Annotated in this window: 13 protein-coding genes; 5 read left to right on the top strand and 8 right to left on the bottom strand. The window is 44.1% G+C overall.

Going from position 1 to position 12,631, the window contains the following annotated elements; translation table 11 throughout:
• The first annotated feature begins 11 nt into the window (after positions 1 to 11).
• Positions 12 to 914: an SDR family oxidoreductase gene (locus tag CHH58_RS14830; protein WP_170937647.1), complete on the top strand. Its 903-nt coding sequence runs from the start codon at positions 12 to 14 to the stop codon at positions 912 to 914.
• Positions 915 to 959: 45 nt separating this feature from the next.
• Here CHH58_RS14830 and CHH58_RS14835 read toward each other — a convergent pair whose 3' ends face one another.
• Positions 960 to 2,126, bottom strand: coding sequence for an iron-containing alcohol dehydrogenase (locus CHH58_RS14835; RefSeq protein WP_095233481.1), 1,167 nt, complete (start codon positions 2,124 to 2,126; stop codon positions 960 to 962).
• 104 nt (positions 2,127 to 2,230) lie between these two features.
• Positions 2,231 to 3,088, bottom strand: coding sequence for a dimethylarginine dimethylaminohydrolase family protein (locus tag CHH58_RS14840; RefSeq protein WP_095262744.1), 858 nt, complete (start codon positions 3,086 to 3,088; stop codon positions 2,231 to 2,233).
• Between the two features lie 130 nt (positions 3,089 to 3,218).
• On the opposite strand from CHH58_RS14840, the gene CHH58_RS14845 reads away from it, so the two are divergent.
• A complete protein-coding gene (locus CHH58_RS14845) occupies positions 3,219 to 3,641 on the top strand; it encodes a pyridoxamine 5'-phosphate oxidase family protein (protein WP_038557916.1) in 423 nt (140 codons plus the stop codon).
• Positions 3,642 to 3,966: 325 nt separating this feature from the next.
• Here CHH58_RS14845 and CHH58_RS14850 read toward each other — a convergent pair whose 3' ends face one another.
• The 3 genes from CHH58_RS14850 to CHH58_RS14860 all read right to left on the bottom strand — a co-directional run bounded on the left by CHH58_RS14850 (position 3,967) and on the right by CHH58_RS14860 (position 5,980).
• A complete protein-coding gene (locus tag CHH58_RS14850; RefSeq protein WP_430980848.1) occupies positions 3,967 to 5,142 on the bottom strand; it encodes an MFS transporter in 1,176 nt (391 codons plus the stop codon).
• 81 nt (positions 5,143 to 5,223) lie between these two features.
• Positions 5,224 to 5,628: a MarR family winged helix-turn-helix transcriptional regulator gene (locus CHH58_RS14855; RefSeq protein WP_095228711.1), complete on the bottom strand. Its 405-nt coding sequence runs from the start codon at positions 5,626 to 5,628 to the stop codon at positions 5,224 to 5,226.
• A gap of 118 nt (positions 5,629 to 5,746) precedes the next feature.
• On the bottom strand, positions 5,747 to 5,980 hold the full coding sequence (locus CHH58_RS14860; protein ID WP_095233479.1) for a hypothetical protein: 234 nt from the start codon (positions 5,978 to 5,980) through the stop codon (positions 5,747 to 5,749).
• Between the two features lie 111 nt (positions 5,981 to 6,091).
• Between CHH58_RS14860 and CHH58_RS14865 the strand changes: the two genes are divergently transcribed.
• Positions 6,092 to 6,589: a GNAT family N-acetyltransferase gene (locus CHH58_RS14865; RefSeq protein ID WP_095228707.1), complete on the top strand. Its 498-nt coding sequence runs from the start codon at positions 6,092 to 6,094 to the stop codon at positions 6,587 to 6,589.
• Positions 6,590 to 6,764: 175 nt separating this feature from the next.
• On the opposite strand, the gene treR is transcribed toward CHH58_RS14865, so the two are convergent.
• The 3 genes from treR to treP are packed head-to-tail and all read right to left on the bottom strand — an operon-like array spanning position 6,765 to position 10,595.
• The gene (treR, locus tag CHH58_RS14870) at positions 6,765 to 7,478 is read right to left on the bottom strand and encodes a trehalose operon repressor (RefSeq protein WP_095262746.1); all 714 of its coding nucleotides are present in this window, start codon (positions 7,476 to 7,478) and stop codon (positions 6,765 to 6,767) included.
• Between the two features lie 13 nt (positions 7,479 to 7,491).
• Positions 7,492 to 9,165, bottom strand: coding sequence for an alpha,alpha-phosphotrehalase (gene treC, locus CHH58_RS14875; protein WP_095262747.1), 1,674 nt, complete (start codon positions 9,163 to 9,165; stop codon positions 7,492 to 7,494).
• Between the two features lie 20 nt (positions 9,166 to 9,185).
• Positions 9,186 to 10,595 (bottom strand): PTS system trehalose-specific EIIBC component, encoded by a 1,410-nt coding sequence (gene treP, locus CHH58_RS14880; protein ID WP_095233476.1) that lies wholly within the window; start codon positions 10,593 to 10,595, stop codon positions 9,186 to 9,188.
• A gap of 211 nt (positions 10,596 to 10,806) precedes the next feature.
• Between treP and coaA the strand changes: the two genes are divergently transcribed.
• Positions 10,807 to 11,730, top strand: a complete 924-nt coding sequence (gene coaA, locus CHH58_RS14885) for a type I pantothenate kinase (protein WP_095233475.1) — start codon at positions 10,807 to 10,809, stop codon at positions 11,728 to 11,730.
• 24 nt (positions 11,731 to 11,754) lie between these two features.
• Complete coding sequence (locus CHH58_RS14890) at positions 11,755 to 12,621, top strand: MurR/RpiR family transcriptional regulator (protein WP_095228697.1); 867 nt, start codon at positions 11,755 to 11,757, stop codon at positions 12,619 to 12,621.
• Positions 12,622 to 12,631 lie beyond the last annotated feature (10 nt).

The following is a 12,631-nucleotide window of genomic DNA, read 5'->3' on the forward strand; positions in this document are numbered from 1 at the left end:
GAGGACAGGAATTGACGCAGCAACCTTATAGCAAAAACCGGCCGGTCCAACCCGGCACAAACTTTTACTTTCCGCCTCAGCATCAAGACCAGCAGCCTGGAATAGAAGGACTGATGCGACCAAAGCCAATTATCGAGACAGATACGTACAAAGGTTCAGGAAAGCTAAAAGGAAAAATAGCGATCATAACCGGAGGAGACAGCGGAATTGGCGCAGCTGCAGCCATTGCTTTCGCCAAGGAAGGTGCCGATATTGTTATTGCTTACTATTATGAATATGAAAACGAAGATGCTAGACGGACGAAGAACAGGATAGAACAGCTTGGGCAGCGCTGCACATTGATTGTCGGCGATTTGCGGAGCGAAGCACATTGCCAGGCTGTTATTGCTCATACAATCAAGACTTATGGGAGATTGGATATTCTAGTAAATAACCATGGTGTCCAATTTCCTCAGGATTCGCTGACTGACATTTCTACCGCCCAGTGGGATGCAACCTTCCACACAAATATTTTTGCTTTCTTCTATCTGACAAAAGCTGCACTAGCGCATTTAAAAAGAGGAAGCACGATTGTTAATACAACGTCCGTGACTGCATATGAAGGAAGACCTGATCTGATTGATTATGTTTGCACAAAAGGTGCCATTGTCGGCTTCACGAGAGCTCTATCCCAGAATCTTGCAACACAAGGGATCAGGGTGAATGGTGTCGCACCGGGTCCTATTTGGACACCGCTCATCCCTTCCAGTTTCTCAGCAGAGGACGTTGCCACCTTTGGGCAGGATGTACCGATGAAACGCGCAGGCCAGCCTTATGAGCTTGCTCCAGCCTATGTTTACCTTGCTTCTGAAGACTCTTCTTATGTAACTGGTCAAATCATTCATGTGAACGGCGGGACCATGGTAAGCTCCTAAAAAAAGAGCCTGCGCAAATTTATGCGCGGGCTCTTTTGCTGATTATTAGAAAGATGCTTTGTAGATCTCAAGTGAATCTTCTTTATTCAATGTGCGATATCCACCGAACTCGCCGTTCGCGTATGCTTTTTCAGCCATCAATTCCAAGCTATCTTCGGAAATATCGTAGTCACGAAGTGTAGCTGGTGCATCAATGCTATTCCAGAATGCGCGCAATGCATCAATTCCTTCGAGTGCTGCTTCTTTATCCGTTTTGCCTGTCGGATCGATACCGAAGACACGGACAGCAAGCTGCTTGAAGCGTGGTGCAGTCTCATCATTGAGTACATGCTTCATCCAGTTAGGGAATAGAATCGCCAGACCGCCGCCATGCGGGATATCATGAACTGCAGATACGGCGTGCTCAAGGTTATGTGTTGCCCAGTCGCCGCGATAGCCCATGTTCAAAACACCGTTCAATGCCATCGTTCCGCTGTAAAGAATAGCAGCACGATTGTCGTAGTTTTCCAGATCTTCTAATAGCTTCGGACCTATTTCCATCACAGTACGCAGCAAGGATTCACAGAAACGATCCTGCAATTCTGTATTCGTTGTTGTATGGAAATAATGCTCCAATACGTGGGACATCATATCGACGATACCGTAGATTGTCTGATCACGCGGTACAGTGAATGTGTTTTGTGGATCCAGAATAGAGAATTTCGGGAATGTATGCGCACTTCCCCAGCCATACTTTTCATTTGTTTCCCAGTTCGTGATAACAGAACCAGAGTTCATTTCAGAACCAGTCGCTGCAAGAGTAAGTACAGTACCAAATGGAAGAGCATCGTCTGCGAATGCTTTCTTTGTTACGATATCCCATACATCTCCATCGTATTTGGCACCAGCTGCAATTGCTTTTGTACAGTCGATTACACTTCCGCCGCCAACTGCAAGCAATACATCGATACCTTCTGTTTTGCAGATTTCTACACCTTTACGCGCAGTAGAAACACGCGGGTTTGGTTCTACACCAGAAAGCTCGAATACTTCGGCTCCGATTTCTTCAAGTTCTTTCAATACTTTTTCATATAAGCCGCTGCGCTTAATGCTACCGCCGCCATAGACAAGCAATACCTTCTTGCCATATGCAGGAATTTCTTCTTTCAATTTATCTAATTGATCCTTACCGAAAATCAATTTTGTTGGGTTATAAAACGTAAAATTATCCAATCTGATCGCCTCCACATTTTATTATGCTAAAGGATTGGGACAGAAGTAAAGTAATCCGCTCATGCCTGCCAAACCTTAGGATATATATTTTTTATTCACTTCACTCATTGCCGCTGCAGCGGCAGAGAGCAGCACCTGAAAGAACCACCGGATTTGATGATCTCCGAGAAGTTCACTTCGATGACTGTCACTCCTTCCTTACGCAATGCTTCATTTACCCGCTTATTGGAAGGCAGGCTCAATAGCTTATCCGGCGCAAAAGAAAGGATATTCGTTCCCATAAAGAATTGTTCTTCCTCCGAGATCTCGATTGTCTTATACAGTTTACGGAACCTTTTCAGATCAGCTTGGTCAAAAGCACCGGGGTAAAGAATCGCCAGGTCATCCCGAACCAAGTTGAAGACACAGTCTAAGTGAAGGATATCTTCGCGAATCCTAACTGGAATCACTTCATAGTCAGGCAGCTGCTGCTGTACTTGTTGCACGGCCTTTTCGTCTGTCCGTTTACTCAGGCCAATCCATACACGCTGACCGTCAACGACAACATCACCGCCTTCGATCGTTCCCTCTGTAATATCCTTGTATGTAAGTTCCTGTTCTTCAAGCCATTCCCGCAATATCTTGGTTTCCCCTTTACGGATATCATCTTCCATATTCGAAGCGAATAATGTATCACCTATACAAAAACCAATATCCCGGGTGTACACTTGTTCATTAAATTCCTCATGTGCCGGCAACGACATCACATCCACACCGTGGTCCCTTAAAGCATTTACAAAGTCGGCATGTTGCTTCATGGCTAAATGCTGATCGATATTATGATTCAGATAATGCTTTTGTGTTTCATTGATGATTTTGCGTATTTCCATATATGCTGGCGGACATACGACGACATGCCTCAATTGGCCAAATTCTGTTTGGCACTTTGTTTGGGGTTTTTTCTCTTCCTGCATCTTAGTCATACGATTCCCTCCATTAATTAGCTTTTAGACAAGTCTTTCTTCCACTCCTTATACACTTCCCTGTTTTGGGGTTTAATAAGCTGCCAAAAAAGGGATACTACCTGTAGAAAATCAGAAGGAGGAGATCATAATGGAACAAGCAGAAGTCAAAAAACACGTAGAACAGATTCTGGAAAATCAGAAAATCGGCACACTTGCTACCGTTCAGGGTGGTAAGCCTTATACTCGCTATATGGCCTTCTTCAACGAAGGGTATACATTATATTGCGCAACAAGCGGCAACTCACACAAGGTGGACGATATCGAGAGCAATCACAACGTCCATATCCTGCTAGGATATAACGGCGATGGCGTCGGAGACGAATATGTTGAAATTGAGGCTGAAGCAAAAGTCAGCGAGTCTCCGGAACTGAAACAGCAGCTCTGGAAGGATAGCTTCAGTGCTTGGCTTGACGGCCCGGATGATCCAGATTACGTAGTACTGGAAATCAAACCTGACAAAATCTATTTGAAGAATGTGAACAAAAGCGACGTTTATACAGTCGACGTATAAGGAAAAAGCAGAACTACTTGTGGTTCTGCTTTTTTATATATTCGGAAATTACCTGTTTTAAGCTAGTTATTGAAGGCGCCTGAAAGGTCCCTTTCGAAAGTCCACTGACTTGTGATTAAAGACCAGTAATAAACCCTATGCATATGCATCACCTCAATTAACTTCATCCTTTTTCTTTTCTGCAAGCAGTGCCCGAACTCCTCCCACCTTTAAAAATGTTGTATTTCCCATTAATCTAAGTTATCAAAAGAGTAACTCATATTTATCGATTCACATACCAATATACAATCAAAAAAGCCATGATCAAATGATCATAGCTTTTCCCTTAACTCAAACGATCCATCGCACCTCTTCTAGCAGTGAATAACAGCAATCCGACGAGTACTGCCGCTGCCGCGACATAGTATGGAGCTCCAATTGATATATGCTCTGAAACTTTCCCAGCGAGCCATGGTGAAATCGAACCACCCGTGAAGCGCAGGAAACTATATGCAGCTGATGCTGTAGAACGCTCAACCGGCGATACTTCCATAACAGCCGTCGTCATGACAGTATTGTTAATACCAAGCAATAATCCCATTAATGCAATCATCACTATCAGGAATACTGGCCAATCTGCGCCAATCCCCATCAATGCCAAAGTAATAATGATACCGATCATTACCAAACTAAGTGATTTTTTCGTACCCATCTTTGTTTCGAAAGACGGTGCAATAAAGATCGACCCGATTGCCAGCATAACACCCCAGACAAAGAAGACGAATCCGATACCGAATTCACCAAGATTTAAAACAAATGGTGAATATGTCAGTAAGGTAAAGAAACCGAAGTTATAAAATAAAGCTGTCAGCCCTATCGTCAAGAGTCCCGGGTGACGTAATGCCTGGAATGGTGCAGAGAGCGGGATTTTCTTTGTCGGTTTAGGCATATCTGTGAGTAATATCCACACCGCAAGCAATCCAATCAGCATTAATACTGTGACGCCAAAGAATGGTGCGCGCCAGTGGATAGACCCGAGCAACCCGCCCAAAAGCGGTCCGACTGACATCCCTAATCCAAGAGCTGCTTCATAAAGCATGATGGCTACTGCTGAACCACCACTGGCAACACTGACGATCACGGCAAGTGCTGTAGAGATAAATAATGCATTACCTAGTCCCCAGCCTGCACGGAGTCCGACTAGTTCATCCACACTGCCAGCTAGCCCTCCTAAAGTCGAGAATAAAATAATAATGACCAAACCAATGAGCAATGTCATTTTCGGACCGATTCGGCTGGATAACCAACCTGTGATCAGCATCATGATTCCGGTAACGAGCAGATAACTCGTGAATAATAACTCAACTTGACTTGGCGTTGCATCCATCTGCGCTGCGATGGATGGAAGTATCGGGTCAACAAGACCAATCCCCATAAATGCAACAACACATGCAAAAGCAACCGCCCATGCTGCCTTCGGTTGCCGGAAAATCCGTTTTATACTATGTGCATCTTCCTTAATTTCATTTTCCGCTTGTTCAATTTCGTGTCCATCGGGTATCGTCTCATTACGAATGTCCGACATACACTCATCCCCTTCCTATTAATCAGCGAGCATCTTACGGCTTAGCCGGATGAACTCATTTTTTTCTTCTTCCGTCAATTTATCCAGGAAAGAACCAAAAGCTTTGTCCCTTGCTCCAGAAAAACTCACATAAAAATCAGACCCTTTTTCCGTGATCGCAAGCATGACCACCCGACGGTCCTTCTCTGAATGAATACGCTCCAAATAGCCTTCCTTAATCATGCGGTTCCCTAAATTCGTTGCCCCGCTAAAGCTGATTCCTACTTCTTCAGCTAAATCAGACATGCGCATCGGACCATTATTTTTCAACAACCTCAGCAATACGAGCTGCGGTCCGGAAATCTGAAAATCCCATTCCTTACGTAACGCTTTATTGACATTACGCACTAATTCGATAAAATCAACCATATCTCTGCTTTCCACTTACAGACCCCCAATTACTGCTTTTTACTAGTATTAGTATACATTAATATTTCATACATGTGAAATAAATCTCATCAAAAAAATTTCAGCTGCTAATAATAACAGCTGAAACTTCTTATTACACTCTTTTTTTCAATGTCTTTTCTGTCTGTTCATTTACTGCTTGCCTTATATGATACAGCTCCGCGTACATACCTGCCGCAAATGCTCCAATGATACTTAGCAGTACACTTAGAATCATAGCCATAAAGTTTAAATCAAATCCGAGCATGGCGACCATGCCAATGATAAAGCCAATCACTAAGCCGATAGCAGCGAATTGCAGCAATTTACCGAATGTTACAGAATACATCTATCCACACCCTCTCATCTGCCTGTTCATCTACTTATCTTGTACCCCAAATTCAACTAGACTATGCTTCTATCCAATCGTTTAGTATAATAAGCCAAAAAACATGGGGGAATGGACATGCACTACCGCATTGCAGAAATTCACGATCTTCCTGCAATTGTTTCCATCTATAATTCCACGATTGCCGGCAGAATGGTAACTGCAGATCTGGAAGAGATATCAGTGGAAAGCAGACTGAATTGGTTCCAGCACCATACGGAACAGCGACCGCTTTGGGTCGTGGAAGAAGACGGGAATATACTGGGTTGGATCAGCTTGGAGCCGTTTTATGGCCGAGCTGCTTATCATAAAACTGTGGAAGTCAGCATCTATATTCATCAAGATGCCAGAGGCAAAGGACTTGGAAGAAGTATGCTGCAGTTCGTCCTTGACCAGGCTGAGATATTGGATTTCAAGACCGTTTTAGGTTTTGTTTTCGGCCATAACGAACCTAGCATCAAGCTCTTTGAACGCTTCGGATTTAAGCGGTGGGCTGATATGCCAAATGTAGCCGAACTGGATGGAATCGAGCGGGATTTAGTTATTTTAGGCAAGCGAATCCGCCCTTAATCGTTATCCACTTGTGGATAAAGTACAGTGCACCAGCATTCGTCAAATTTTTCTGTGTATAACTTATGTTACACACAAATTATGTGAACAAACAGAATCTTTCTGTGTACAAGCTTCTCTTTACCCACAATAAAATGTGCATAGCCTCTAAGCTATGCACATTTTTGTTTATTTCTCATTTTGTTCTTCGAGCAAAATCGACAAATCGAAACTTGTCCGGCCGATGCTTCGACTCAGTATATTGAAATAAAGTTGTATCCTCAAGATAAACAGCACTGCGCACGACGACAAGCTGTTGATAACTCCCCAAATCCATAATCGCTTTATCTTCCACTTGGGCTTCTTCGACGACAACTTCCTTTTTTGCATAACTGATGGACAATCCTAGCTCTTGTTCGAGATAATCATAGATCGAGTCGCCAGCAATTTCTTCTGTCAAACCAGGAGCAAGTTCCTCCAATAGAAAATCCTTATCATAGATAACTGCTTCCCCATCCAGTTTACGCAAGCGATGCAGCTCCCATACAGGCGCACCTTCCTCGCATTGCAGCACCTGTTGTATAAAACCGTGCGCTTTCTTACAAGAAAGTGAAGTTACACATGTCTCCACCTTATGCGACATTGAGCGGGACAGCTCCTTGAAGCTCGTAAGTCCGCTGACCGGCAAAGGTAGTTTATCCTGTTCAAGCACGACCGAGCCTTTTCCTTGCAGCTTTTGAATGTACCCATTCTGGGACAGTAATTGCAAGGCTTTGCGAACCGTTTCCCTGGACGTCGCGAATCTCTCCGTCAGCTCATTTTCAGAAGGTAGCAGCTTTCCCGCTTTGATTTTTTCTGTCTGGATTTCTTTTGCTAACAAGTCATAGATTGCTTGAAATTTCTTCTCCATCCACATCAGGCCTTTACGCTTTACTATGGTAAATGACCGCTTCGAACGGACGAAGCCGTATCTTTCTGTAATCAGACGGACTATCTTCATAATTGGAAAGCAGAATTTCTGCTTTTGCCATGTGTTCTTTCGGGTAGGAGAACTCTGCTGTCTCTCCGAAGAAATTCGCAACGACAAGCAATTTCTCACCACTCCACTTCCGTTCATAACAGAAGAGACGTTCATCATCCATACATATCGGTTCATAGTCTCCATGGGTTATGATAGCATATTCCTTCCGTAAACGAATCAGCTTTTGATAATGATAGAAAATCGAATCATCATCCTGCAACGCCTTTTTCACATTAATATCTGCATAATTCGATGCGACCGCAAGCCACGGCTTCGCATTAGTAAAGCCCGCATTTTGCTCTTCATTCCACTGCATCGGAGTTCGAGAGTTATCTCTGGAGCGGCGCCCGATAATTCGCAAAGCCTGTTCACTGTCCATACCATCCTCTTTTAGCGCTTGGAAGGCAATGTGGGTTTCTACATCTTTATAATCTTCAATGCTAGAGAATTTCGGGTCGGTCATTCCTATCTCTTCTCCTTGATAAATATAAGGAGTTCCTTGCATCATGTGCAGAACGGATGCCAGCATCTTCGCTGATTCTTTCCAATATTGACCGTCATCTCCGAACCTGCTGACAATACGCGGCTGATCATGATTGCACCAGAAGAGAGCGTTCCATCCGCCTACTTCATGCATACCGATTTGCCAGTCGGATAAAATCTGCTTCAGCTTAATGAATTCCAGCTTGCCATCTGTCCATTTTATGCCGTTATCATAGTCAACTTTTAGATGATGGAAATTGAATGTCATGCTCAACTCCTGGGCATCTGGTTTTGTATACTGCTGGCAGGCAGCCAAGCTTGTGGACGACATCTCCCCAACTGTTACTAAGCTATTTGGTGTGAAAACTTCTTGATTCATTTCATGCATGAACTCGTGGATTCGAGGTCCGTCTGTATAGTACTCTTTCCCATATTGACCATCTGGAGCATCCTGATCATTTGGAAGGCTTTGAATTTTTGAAACAAGGTTGATAACATCCAGACGGAACCCATCAAGCCCTTTTTCCGCCCAGAAATTCATCATCTTGTACAAATCTTTCCGTACCTTCTCATTCTCCCAGTTAAGATCCGCCTGTGTCTGGTCGAACAGATGTAAATAATACTGATTCGTATGCTCCTCCAAACCCCAGGCACTGCCGCCAAACTTGGATACCCAGTTGTTCGGCTCAGCACCATCTTGCGGATCTCGCCAAATGTAATAATCACGGTAAGGGTTATCCTTTGAGGATTTCGCCTGGCGGAACCATTCGTGATCTGTTGAGGTATGGTTGATGACAATATCCATCATCAGCTTCATGTCACGATTATGCAATTCCCCGATTAATCGTTCCACGTCTTCCATTGTGCCGTAAGCAGGCTCGATCTCGTAATAATTACTGATATCATATCCATTATCTCGCTGCGGCGATCGGTATATCGGTGTCAGCCACACCATATCAACACCAAGCTCCTTCAAATAATCGAGCTTTTCGATTATGCCCTGCAAATCCCCCATTCCATCGCCTTTCGTATCATGAAAGCTTTTTGGGTAGATTTGATATACAGTACTTCTCTTCCACCATGGTTCACGCATTTATAATCTCCTTTCCTTTGTTACACATTCTTTTTTCTTTTAGCTACTAGATAAGTTGTCACGAAAGGTACAACAATGACTATCACCATACCGATTGCAAATGCTCCCCAGCTTCCCGGCAGGATAGAAAAGATACCGGGTACGCCGCCGATTCCTACAGAACTTGCCTCCACGCTTCTCCAGGCTATAAATGTTCCCGCAACAGCCGAAGCCCCGAGAGCAAGGAAGAATGGATAGCGGAATCGCAGATTGACGCCGAACACAGCCGGTTCTGTTACCCCAAGCCAAGCACTAATCCAAGCGGTCAGAGATAAACCACGCAGTTTCTCATCCTTCGTTGCCAGCATAACACCAAGCGTCGCAGAACCTTGGGATATATTAGACAGTGCCAGTATTGGCCATAGGAATGTTGCGCCCGTATTAGCAATTAGCTGTAGATCCAGCGCAAGGAATGTATGGTGAAGTCCGGTAACAACCAAAGCCCCATACAAAGCGCCATACAGCAAACCACCAACTGGAGCGACTGTATCGAATACAGCTACAAATCCATCTGTAATGGCATTCCCAACGATGAACATAATTGGTCCGATCACGATGAAGCTTACAATACCAGTAAGCAGGAGCGCGACAGGAGCGACAACGAGCAGCTGAAAACTGTCAGGTACTTTGCGTCGAAGGATTATTTCTATTTTAGCTAAAACCCATGCTGCGAAAAGCACCGGCAGCACTTGCCCTTGATATCCGATACGCTGAATCTCCAATCCAAACAAATTCCATACCGGCGCATTTCCTTCCAGAGCAGCACTAGCATAATCAGTCGGATTCAATAGGGACGGATGAATCAAAGCTAAACCGAGTACCATCCCAAGAAGCGGACTGCCGCCGAATTTTTTAACTGCCGACCAGCCTATCAATGCAGGCAGGAAGGCGAAGGCCGTGTTAGCGATTACATAAATCATATCAGCAATGCCTGCCCACTGTGGATAAACCTCAATGATTGATGCACTATCGAAGAAAATACCTGGATTATTTAAGATGTTATGAATACCTAGTAATAAACCCGCAGTTACAATTGCCGGCAAAATTGGAATGAAAATGTCGCCAAGCGTTTTTAATGCTCGCTGCAGCGGATTACCTTTCTTACTTACCGTTTCCTTCACTTCATCCTTTGTAGATTCTCCTACTTCAGCAACTTGGATAAACTCCTTATATACTTTATCGACTGTACCTTGGCCGATAACAACCTGATACTGGTTATTTGCCGAAAAAGAACCTTTTACAACATCGATGTTCTGCAGTGCCTCTTTATCGACTTTACCCTCATCCGCTAACGCCAGCCGCAGCCGTGTGACACAATGTGTCGCAGCCTGGATATTCTCTTTTCCTCCAAGCGCTGCCAGTATTTCTTCTGCTTGCTGTCTTAGATCCACCTCTGCCACCTCACCCTAGTTTTGTAATGTAAGCGAATACAATGATAGCATAACTTGTATATACAAGTTATGCAAGAAATACCTACTCTTCTATACCCCAAGATTCAGCTCTGGATTATTAAATTTTGTCGTAGTAAAATGGAAAAGTATTTGTAAACGTTTTTACTTTGCACTAATTTCTCAAATCCGCAGACAAAAGTTGAGGGTAATCATGCATACATACAAACCTTACTATCATTTCCCCCGGGAGGCGTGGGCTGCTCTTTCGGAAACGAAGACACCGCCCCTGACACAAACAGAGCTAGAAGAAATCCGGGGAATAAATACTAGAATTTCTTTATCCGAGGTGGAAACTGCTTATATGCCGCTGACCAAGCTTATCTCCTACTATCTGGAGGCAGCAGAAATGCTTCATGCAAAAGCAGGTAATTTCCTTGGTACCAGCGAGAAAAAAGTTCCTTTCATCATCGGCATCGCCGGAAGTGTAGCAGTTGGAAAAAGTACTATCGCCCGATTGCTTCAATTACTGCTTTCCCGTGCATTATCTGATAAGAAAACAGAGCTTGTAACGACTGACGGATTCTTGTATCCAAATGCTGTTCTTAAGGAAAAGCAAATGATGCAGCGCAAAGGGTTTCCGGAGAGTTACGATATAAAAGCATTAATCGATTTTATGGGACAGGTGAAAGCTGGAAACACAAATATTATGGGGCCGCAATATTCTCATCTCACCTACGACGTACTGCCTGAGCAAACAGAATTGGTTTCCAATCCAGATATTCTGATTGTTGAGGGCGTGAATGTACTGCAAGTGAAGAAAGAATACCAATTCTTTGTCAGCGACTTCTTCGATTTCTCAATCTATATCGATGCTGACGAAACAAATATTGAAAAGTGGTATAAAGAACGTTTCCTCATGCTGCGCGCAACAGCCTTCCAGGATCCCAAATCCTACTTCCGTCATTACGCAGAAGTTTCTATTGACGAAGCATTGGAATCAGCGGATACGATCTGGGAGGAAATCAACGCAAAGAACTTACATGAGAACATACTGCCGACGAAAGGCCGTTCCGATCTCATTCTCCGTAAGGGAAACAATCACGAGGTTGAAGACGTATATTTGCGTAAACTCTGAAAAGTGAAAGGGGTCTTTTCCGTCATGCCGGACATATACCATCGTATTTCCAGTCAGCGGGAGCAGATGTCGAAGTCCCAGAAGAAAATTGCCAATTTCATTATCGAACATCCGAATCAGGCACCTTTCCTCAATGTAGAAGGGCTGGCGAATGCAGCAGATGTGAGTGATGCAACGATTGTTCGTTTTGCTGCTTTTATGGGTTATCGCGGCTTTCCGGAGATGCAGCTTGCCTTGCAGAACGCTATGCAGGAGCAGTTGAATGCGACCGAACGGTTCAAGCACCCTACAGAAGAAGCCCAGTCAGAGGACCAGGACCTGTATGCCATCTTTCTGCGTGATCAAGCGAACATCCAGGAAACGATGGAGGCAATCGATATGCAGGCCTTCCATGCAGCAGCTGATACGGTGATTAACTCTAAACGAATTTTCATTTTAGCGAATCGCAGTGCAGTCAGTGTAGCAGATCTATTGCATTATCATCTTTCTTTTATTTTCGAAAATGTAGAAATTGTTGAACCATCTGACAGAGCAATAGACCAAATCTCTACGATACGGGAAGACGATGCGCTTATCGCTTTAAGCTTCGTGCGTTATTCCAATCACACGCTGCGACTGTTCCAAATGGCCAAGGACCGTGGTGCTAAAGCAATTGCGATTACAGATGGGCTGTCATCGCCATTGCTTACAGCGGCTGATTATTCATTCATGGCATCTAGTAAATCTCCATCGCTGACGCATTCCTTGACTGCTCCAATCAGCTTGATTCACGCATTTATCGCTTTGATTGGAAAAGAAAAGGCTGCCGACGTAAAAAAACGCCTCCGAACAATCGAGGAGGCGTGGCGTGATTTCAATGTATTCTCTAATTTTAAACCCCCATCTGCTTAAGCAGTGGGGG

The sequence above is a fragment of the Terribacillus saccharophilus genome, assembly GCF_002272745.1.
Taxonomy (GTDB): domain Bacteria; phylum Bacillota; class Bacilli; order Bacillales; family Amphibacillaceae; genus Terribacillus; species Terribacillus saccharophilus_B.

Bases quoted from the DNA above. Each gene is read 5' to 3' on its own strand.
- treR (WP_095262746.1), bottom strand. From the start codon at position 7,478: ATGGAGAAGAAATTTCAAGCAATCTATGACTTGTTAGCAAAAGAAATC.
- coaA (WP_095233475.1), top strand. From the start codon at position 10,807: ATGCATACATACAAACCTTACTATCATTTCCCCCGGGAGGCGTGGGCT.
- CHH58_RS14860 (WP_095233479.1), bottom strand. From the start codon at position 5,980: ATGTATTCTGTAACATTCGGTAAATTGCTGCAATTCGCTGCTATCGGC.
- CHH58_RS14890 (WP_095228697.1), top strand. From the start codon at position 11,755: ATGCCGGACATATACCATCGTATTTCCAGTCAGCGGGAGCAGATGTCG.
- CHH58_RS14840 (WP_095262744.1), bottom strand. From the start codon at position 3,088: ATGACTAAGATGCAGGAAGAGAAAAAACCCCAAACAAAGTGCCAAACA.
- treC (WP_095262747.1), bottom strand. From the start codon at position 9,165: ATGCGTGAACCATGGTGGAAGAGAAGTACTGTATATCAAATCTACCCA.
- CHH58_RS14845 (WP_038557916.1), top strand. From the start codon at position 3,219: ATGGAACAAGCAGAAGTCAAAAAACACGTAGAACAGATTCTGGAAAAT.
- CHH58_RS14865 (WP_095228707.1), top strand. From the start codon at position 6,092: ATGGACATGCACTACCGCATTGCAGAAATTCACGATCTTCCTGCAATT.